This is a genomic window from Streptomyces sp. NRRL WC-3549 (assembly GCF_000721935.1).
Lineage (GTDB): Bacteria > Actinomycetota > Actinomycetes > Streptomycetales > Streptomycetaceae > Streptomyces.
The window spans coordinates 88,256-95,245 of record NZ_KL585401.1; the positions used below are offsets into that span (position 1 = coordinate 88,256).

Sequence of the window (6,990 nt, forward strand, 5' to 3'; positions counted from 1 at the left end):
CCGCTACACCCATCTGCGCCTCTGCCAGCACCCCGACGGCGGCATCGCGCGCCTGCGGGTCCACGGCGAGGTCGTCCCCGACCCGGCCTGGCTCGCGGCGCTCGGCACGATCGACCTGATCTCGATCCTCAACGGCGGCACCTACGAGGACGCCTCGGACCGCTTCTACTCCTCGCCGGCGCAGATCATCCTGCCGGACACCTCCCGCAAGATGGACGACGGCTGGGAGAACCGCCGCCGCCGGGTCCGTGACTCGAACGACTGGGTCCGCTTCCGCCTCCCCGCCCAGGGCGCGGTCCGCGCCGTGGAGATCGACACGGCCTACCTCAAGGGCAACGCGGCCGGCTGGATCGCCCTCCACGGCCGCGACGGGGAGAGCGGCGACTGGTTCGAGATCCTCCCGCGCACCCGCCTCCAGCCCGACACCGTGCACCGCTTCGTCCTGGACACCGAGGCCGTGGTCACCCATGTCCGGCTCGACGCGTTCCCCGACGGCGGGGTGGCCCGGATGCGGCTGTACGGCTCCCCGACCAAGGCCGGAACGGCCGAACTGACCCGCCGCTACGAGGAGTCGGTGGCCTGACCGCCGCCCTCCCGAACCGCCGCCCGGCGGACGGCCGCGCCTCTGCGCCCGTCAGCCGGGCGGTCTCCACGTACCCCGGCGCACCACCGGCGGGACCGGCCCGGCTGTTTCCGGGGGCAGGCACCGGGCAGGCGCATGACCGACCGCCTAGGAAAGGAGCGCCATGAGTGCCGGAGAGAAGGCCAAGGCCAAGGCCGAGCAGGTCGTGGGCAAGGCCGTGCGCAAGGCCGCCCACGCCGTCGGTGACGACACGACGGCGGCCAAGGGAGGCGCCCTGGAGTCCCGGGGCCACGCCAGGGACGGCAAGGAGAAGGGCAAGGACGCCTTCAAGCGCTGATCGAGCTGACCGAGGGGGGCGCCTCCGCACCGGAGGCGCCCCCCTCGTCCGCGTTCGGGACCGCTACGCGGAGGCCGCCGCCGCGTCCGCCGCCCGCGCCTTCAGGGCGCGCTCCACACCCGAGCGGGACTCCGACATCAGCCGCCGCAGCGCGGCGCTCGGCCGTGCCGACTCCAGCCAGGCGTCCGTGGCGTCCAGGGTCTCCTGCGAGACCTGGAGGGCCGGGTACAGGCCGACCGCGATCTGCTGGGCCATCTCGTGGCTCCGCGAGTCCCAGACGTCCTTGACCGCCGCGAAGAACTTCTCCGTGTACGGGGCCAGCAGCTCACGCTGGTCGCTCTGCACGAAACCGGCGATCACCGACTCCTGGAGGGAGTTGGGCAGCTTGTCGGACTCGACCACCGAGGCCCACGCCTCGGCCTTCGCCGCCTCCGAGGGCTGCGCCGCACGCGCCTCGGCCGCGTGGCGCTCGCCCGCCGCCGTCCGGTCGCGCTCGTACTCGGCGGCGATCTCCTCCTCGTCCAGCAGCCCCGACGCGGCCAGCCGCTGCACGAACGCCCAGCGCAGCTCCGTGTCGACGGCCAGGCCCTCGATCTCCTCGGTGCCGTTCAGCAGGGCCTGGAGCAGGTCCAGCTGGAGCGGGGTGCGCGCGGTCGCCGCGAAGGCACGGGCCCAGGCCAGCTGGTGGTCGCTGCCCGGCTCCGCCGCGCGCAGGTGCGCCAGCGTCGCCTCCGTCCAGCGGGCCAGCCCCGTCTCGCGCCACTGGGGCGCCGCGTACTGGTCCACGGCCAGCTTCACCTGGCGGTGCAGCGACTGGACGACACCGATGTCGCTCTCCTTGCCGATGCCCGAGAGGACCAGCTCCAGGTAGTCGCGGGTGGCGAGCTCCCCGTCGCGCGTCATGTCCCAGGCGGAGGCCCAGCACAGGGCGCGCGGCAGGGACTCGGTGAAGTCGCCCAGGTGCTCGGTGACGCACCGCAGCGACTCCTCGTCGAGCCGGACCTTCGCGTACGACAGGTCGTCGTCGTTGAGCAGGACGACCGCCGGGCGCGCCGTGCCGGCCGGGAGCGCGACGGTGGTGCGCTCACCGTCGACGTCCAGCTCGATCCGGTTCCCGCGGACGAGCTTGCCCTCGCCGTCCAGGTCGTAGAAGCCGATCGCGATCCGGTGCGGACGCAGCGTCGGCTCGCCCTTGGCACCCGCCGGCAGCGCCGGGGCCTCCTGGAGGACGGTGAAGGAGGTGATGTGACCGGCCTCGTCCGTCTCGATCTCCGGGCGCAGGACGTTGATCCCGGCCGTCTCCAGCCACGCCTTCGACCAGGCCTTGAGGTCCCGGCCGGAGGTCTCCTCCAGCGCGCCCAGCAGGTCCGCCAGGCGCGTGTTGCCGTATGCGTGCGCCTTGAAGTACGCCTGTACGCCCTTGAAGAACTCGTCCATGCCGACGTACGCCACGAGCTGCTTGAGCACCGAGGCGCCCTTCGCGTACGTGATCCCGTCGAAGTTGACCAGGACGTCGTCCAGGTCGCGGATGTCCGCCATGATCGGGTGCGTCGAGGGCAGCTGGTCCTGGCGGTAGGCCCACGTCTTCATCGAGTTGGCGAAGGTGGTCCAGGAGTGCGGCCACTTCGAGCCCTCGGCGTACGCCTGGCAGGCGACCTCGGCGAACGTGGCGAACGACTCGTTCAGCCACAGGTCGTTCCACCACTCCATGGTGACCAGGTCGCCGAACCACATGTGGGCCAGCTCGTGGAGGATGGTCGCCGCGCGCACCTCGTACGCCGCGTCCGTCACCTTGGAGCGGAAGACGTACTGGTCACGGATGGTGACCGCGCCCGCGTTCTCCATCGCGCCCGCGTTGAACTCGGGGACGAAGAGCTGGTCGTACTTGGCGAACGGGTAGGCGTAGTCGAACTTCTCCTGGAACCAGTCGAAGCCCTGCCGGGTGACGGCGAAGATGTCGTCCGCGTCGAGGTACTCGGCGAGCGAGGGACGGCAGTAGATGCCCAGCGGCACCACCTGGCCGTCCTTCTCGTAGGTGCTGTGCACCGCGTGGTACGGACCGGCGATCAGGGCCGTGATGTAGGTGGAGATGCGCGGCGTCGGCTCGAAGGACCAGACGTCGTCCACCGGCTCGGGCGTCGGCGAGTTGGAGATCACGGTCCAGCCGGCCGGCGCCTTCACGGTGAAGCGGAAGGTCGCCTTCAGGTCCGGCTGCTCGAAGCTCGCGAACACCCGCCGGGCGTCCGGCACCTCGAACTGGGTGTACAGGTAGGCCTGCTCGTCGACCGGGTCGACGAACCGGTGCAGGCCCTCACCGGTGTTGGTGTACGCGCAGTCGGCGACGACCTTCAGCTCGTTGGCGCCGGCTTCCAGGTGCTTCAGCGCGATCCGCGAGTCACGGAAGACGGAGGCGACGTCCAGCGCCTCGCCGTTCAGTACGACGTCGTGCACGGCCGGGGCGACCAGGTCGATGAAGGTCTCCGCACCGGCTTCGGCGGAGTCGAAGCGCACGGTGGTGACGGACCGGTAGGTGCCGCCCTCCTGCGCTCCGGAGAGGTCGAGATCGATCTCGTACGCGTCCACGGTCAGCAGGCGCGCCCGCTCCTGTGCCTCTTCGCGGGTCAGATTGGTGCCAGGCACGCGGTCATCTCCTTGATCTGTGACGTTTCCCGTCATCCTTCCACGTGGGGCGGGCCCGGCGCGATGTCCGTTTCCCGCCGGGACCCGCGCCGGCGACGACACGGGCCGCCCTGCGTCCCCTGCTGCCTGCGGGGGGCCGGGCCCGGCTGCCGCACCGGGTACCCGTCGCCCGGGCCGGTGCGCTGCGGGCGGTACGCCGCGACGACGCGGAGGGGCGGCCACCGGGTCCCGGTGGCCGCCCCCTCGGCGTACGGACGGATCAGGCGGACAGCTCGGCCGCGACCAGCTCCGCGATCTGGACCGCGTTCAGCGCGGCGCCCTTGCGCAGGTTGTCGTTGGAGACGAACAGCGCGAGGCCGTTCTCGACGGTCTCGTCGACCCGGATGCGGCCCACGTAGGACGCGTCCTTGCCGGCCGCCTGGAGCGGGGTCGGGATCTCCGAGAGCTCGACGCCCTCGGCGTCCTTCAGCAGCTCGCGGGCGCGCTCCACGCCGATCGGACGGGCGAAGCGGGCGTTGATCTGGAGGGAGTGACCGGAGAAGACCGGCACGCGGACGCAGGTGCCGGAGACCTTGAGACCGGGGATCTGGAGGATCTTGCGGGACTCGTTGCGGAGCTTCTGCTCCTCGTCGGTCTCGAAGGAACCGTCGTCCACGACCGAGCCCGCCAGCGGCAGCACGTTGAAGGCGATCGGCCGCGCGTAGACGTCCGGCTCGGGGAAGTCGACCGCGCCGCCGTCGTGGGTGAGCTTGTCCGCGTCGGCGACGACCTTGGACGCCTGGCCGTGCAGCTCCGCGACGCCCGCGAGCCCGGAGCCGGAGACCGCCTGGTAGGTGGCGACGGTCAGCGCTTCGAGCCCCGCCTCCTCGTGGAGCGGGCGCAGCACGGGCATGGCGGCCATCGTGGTGCAGTTCGGGTTGGCGATGATGCCCTTGGGGCGGTCCTTGATCGCCTGCGGGTTGACCTCGGAGACCACCAGCGGGACCTCGGGGTCCTTGCGCCAGGCGGAGGAGTTGTCGATCACGACGGGGCCCTGGGCGGCGACCTTCTCGGCGAGCGCCTTGGAGGTGGCCCCGCCGGCGGAGAACAGGACGATGTCCAGGCCGGAGTAGTCGGCGGTGGAGGCGTCCTCGACGGTGACGTCGGTGCCCTCGTAGGTGATCGTGGAGCCCGCGGAGCGCGCGGAGGCGAAGAGCCGCAGTTCGGAGACGGGGAACTTCCGCTCGGCCAGGATGCTGCGCATGACTGTGCCGACCTGACCGGTGGCGCCGACGATTCCGACCTTCACGGGAACTCCCTCTCACGAACGAACAGGCGCTTTGCCGGTCCATGATGTGTCTGTCCAGAGCTTTCTTGTCCAATCCATTGTCCGGCAGGCGGACAGGACGCGGACATGGCTGTGGGGCGGGAGCCCTTGCGGGCGCCCGCCCCACAGCCGGCGTGTGTCACAGGGATCACACGGATCACACGGTCAGCGCGGTGCCGTTACGGCGCGACCTTCTCGATCACGACGCTGCCGGTGCCCGCCGCGGTGCCGCGCGCGTTCACCAGCTCGACCTCGCCGAAGAACTGCCGGCCCTCGGGGGCCGCTCCGGCGACGACGACCTCGGCGCCGACCTGGGCGGACGCGCCGTTGGCCAGCTTCACGGCCTTCGACTCGTCGACCTTGATCTGACCGAGCGACGCGGAGTAGTACACGTCGCGGTAGTCGTACTCGGTGGTCCCGGCGGGGACCGAGTAGCCGTCGATGACGACGGTGTACGTGCCGGCGGCCGGCTTCACGAGGCTGACCGACTCCTCCGAGCCCGCCGTCGTCGAGGCGCCGACCTGCGTGGCGCCCTTGAAGATGTACAGGTCGAGGTCGGCGTTGGCGTCCGCCGTGTTGCCGATGGCGAAGTCCAGCTTCTCGACACCCTCACCGATGGTGACCGTCTTGGTGTACTCGCCGCCGGTGGAGATCGACGGGCGCTCGACGTCGGCCGAGCCCAGCGAGCCGCCCCGCAGCGAGCCCTGGAGGTCACCGGCGTTGTTGGTGACCGTCCAGTCCACCGCGGCCGGGGTGCCGATCTTCGCCTCGGCGATGGTGCGCACCGCCGGGTCGAAGGAGGCGCCGAGCAGCGAGACGTCCAGCTTGTACGGGTTGTCCAGCAGCGGCGACGTACGACGGGCCTCGACCTCGATCTCCCAGACGCCGGGCTGCGGGTCCTTGTAGGAGCGCACGTCCGGGCGGCAGGTGTTGGCCGGGTTCTCGTAGTTCGGGTAGCAGTAGACCGTGGAGCTGTCCTCCACCCCGACCCCGTAGGGGTGGATGGAGATGAACCGGGTCTGGCTGCCCGAGCGCAGGGCGCTCATCGCGACCTCGAGGGTCTTGGCACCCTCCGGCACGTTCAGGAAGTACGACGTGGTGCCGTTGCGCTGCACCGAACCGGACGCCTTGAACGAGTAGTCCGGCTTCACCAGGTCCTTGGCGACGACGACCGTGGCGAGGATCTGGTGGTCGACGCCCTTGGTCTTCTTGTCGTCGACCTGGAGGATCGCGCTGTGCACGCCGGCGCTCTTGGGCTTCGCCTGGACCTTGACGGTGACCGGCTCGCCCAGCGGCAGCGCGACCGTCTTGGAGCCGGTCAGCTTGAAGGTGCCGTCGTCGTTCTTCCAGGACAGCTTGTGCTTCACGGCCTTGTCCGGGCCCGTGGTGCGCGTGATGACCACGTCGTACGACTTCTTCTGGCCGACCTGCAGGCCGCCCTCACGGTCGTACAGGCCGGTGCCGAAGCCCGGGGTCTTCAGCGCGAAGTCGATCGCGGTGTCGACCGGGGCCTTCACCGTGTACTCGTGCGCCGGGTCGCCCTTCTTCGAGATCTGCTTCCAGGCGGCGACGATGTCGATCAGACCGGCGCCCTGGGCGTGCGCGGGCACGTCCTTGATGTGGGAGGCGGTGCTGGTCAGCGCGGTCCGCAGATCGGCCGGGGGCAGCTCGACGTGCTTCTGCTTCGCGGCGGACAGCAGCAGCGCCGTCGCGCCGGCGGCCTGCGGCGAGGACATCGAGGTGCCCTGCAGCATGGAGTAGCCGGCCGGGAGCGAGTAGCCCGCCTCCTTGACCGGGCCGCCGGGCAGCCAGGTCTGCGTGGTGTTGATCGCGGCACCCGGGGCGGTCAGGGTCGGCGTGAACCCGCCGTCCTCACGCGGACCGCGCGAGGAGAAGGGCAGCATGTCGTACTTCTTGGTGACGGTCGAGCCGTAGTTGGCCGCCCAGGTCTCCTTGGAGATGGACGCGCCCACCGAGATGACGTGGTCGGCGAGACCGGGGTCGCCGATGGTGTTCAGCCCCGGGCCCTCGTTGCCGGCCGAGATGACCAGCTGGACGCCGTAGATGTCGATGAGCCGCTTGTAGAGCTCGGCCCGGGCGTTGTTGCCGTCGTTGAGCGGCGGG

Annotated in this window: 4 protein-coding genes and 1 pseudogene; 2 read left to right on the plus strand and 3 right to left on the minus strand. The window is 70.8% G+C overall.

The window, feature by feature from the left end; translation table 11 throughout:
• Nucleotides 1-583 (plus strand): annotated as a pseudogene (locus IH13_RS0116910) (allantoicase); the annotation flags it as partial.
• Nucleotides 584-746: 163 nt separating this feature from the next.
• A complete protein-coding gene (locus IH13_RS43970; RefSeq protein ID WP_199814699.1) occupies nt 747-920 on the plus strand; it encodes a hypothetical protein in 174 nt (57 codons plus the stop codon).
• 63 nt (nt 921-983) lie between these two features.
• On the opposite strand, the gene pepN is transcribed toward IH13_RS43970, so the two are convergent.
• From pepN to IH13_RS37710, 3 genes are all read right to left on the minus strand, one after another.
• On the minus strand, nt 984-3,560 hold the full coding sequence (gene pepN, locus IH13_RS0116920; protein WP_031085279.1) for an aminopeptidase N: 2,577 nt from the start codon (nt 3,558-3,560) through the stop codon (nt 984-986).
• A gap of 259 nt (nt 3,561-3,819) precedes the next feature.
• Complete coding sequence (locus IH13_RS0116925; RefSeq protein WP_031085280.1) at nt 3,820-4,848, minus strand: aspartate-semialdehyde dehydrogenase; 1,029 nt, start codon at nt 4,846-4,848, stop codon at nt 3,820-3,822.
• Between the two features lie 197 nt (nt 4,849-5,045).
• Nucleotides 5,046-6,990, minus strand: a 1,945-nt coding sequence (locus tag IH13_RS37710) for a S8 family serine peptidase (RefSeq protein ID WP_031085282.1), incomplete at its 5' end; no start/stop codon positions are given.

Excerpts from the sequence above, each read along its gene's own strand:
- IH13_RS43970 (WP_199814699.1), top strand. The coding sequence starts at position 747 with ATGAGTGCCGGAGAGAAGGCCAAGGCCAAGGCCGAGCAGGTCGTGGGC.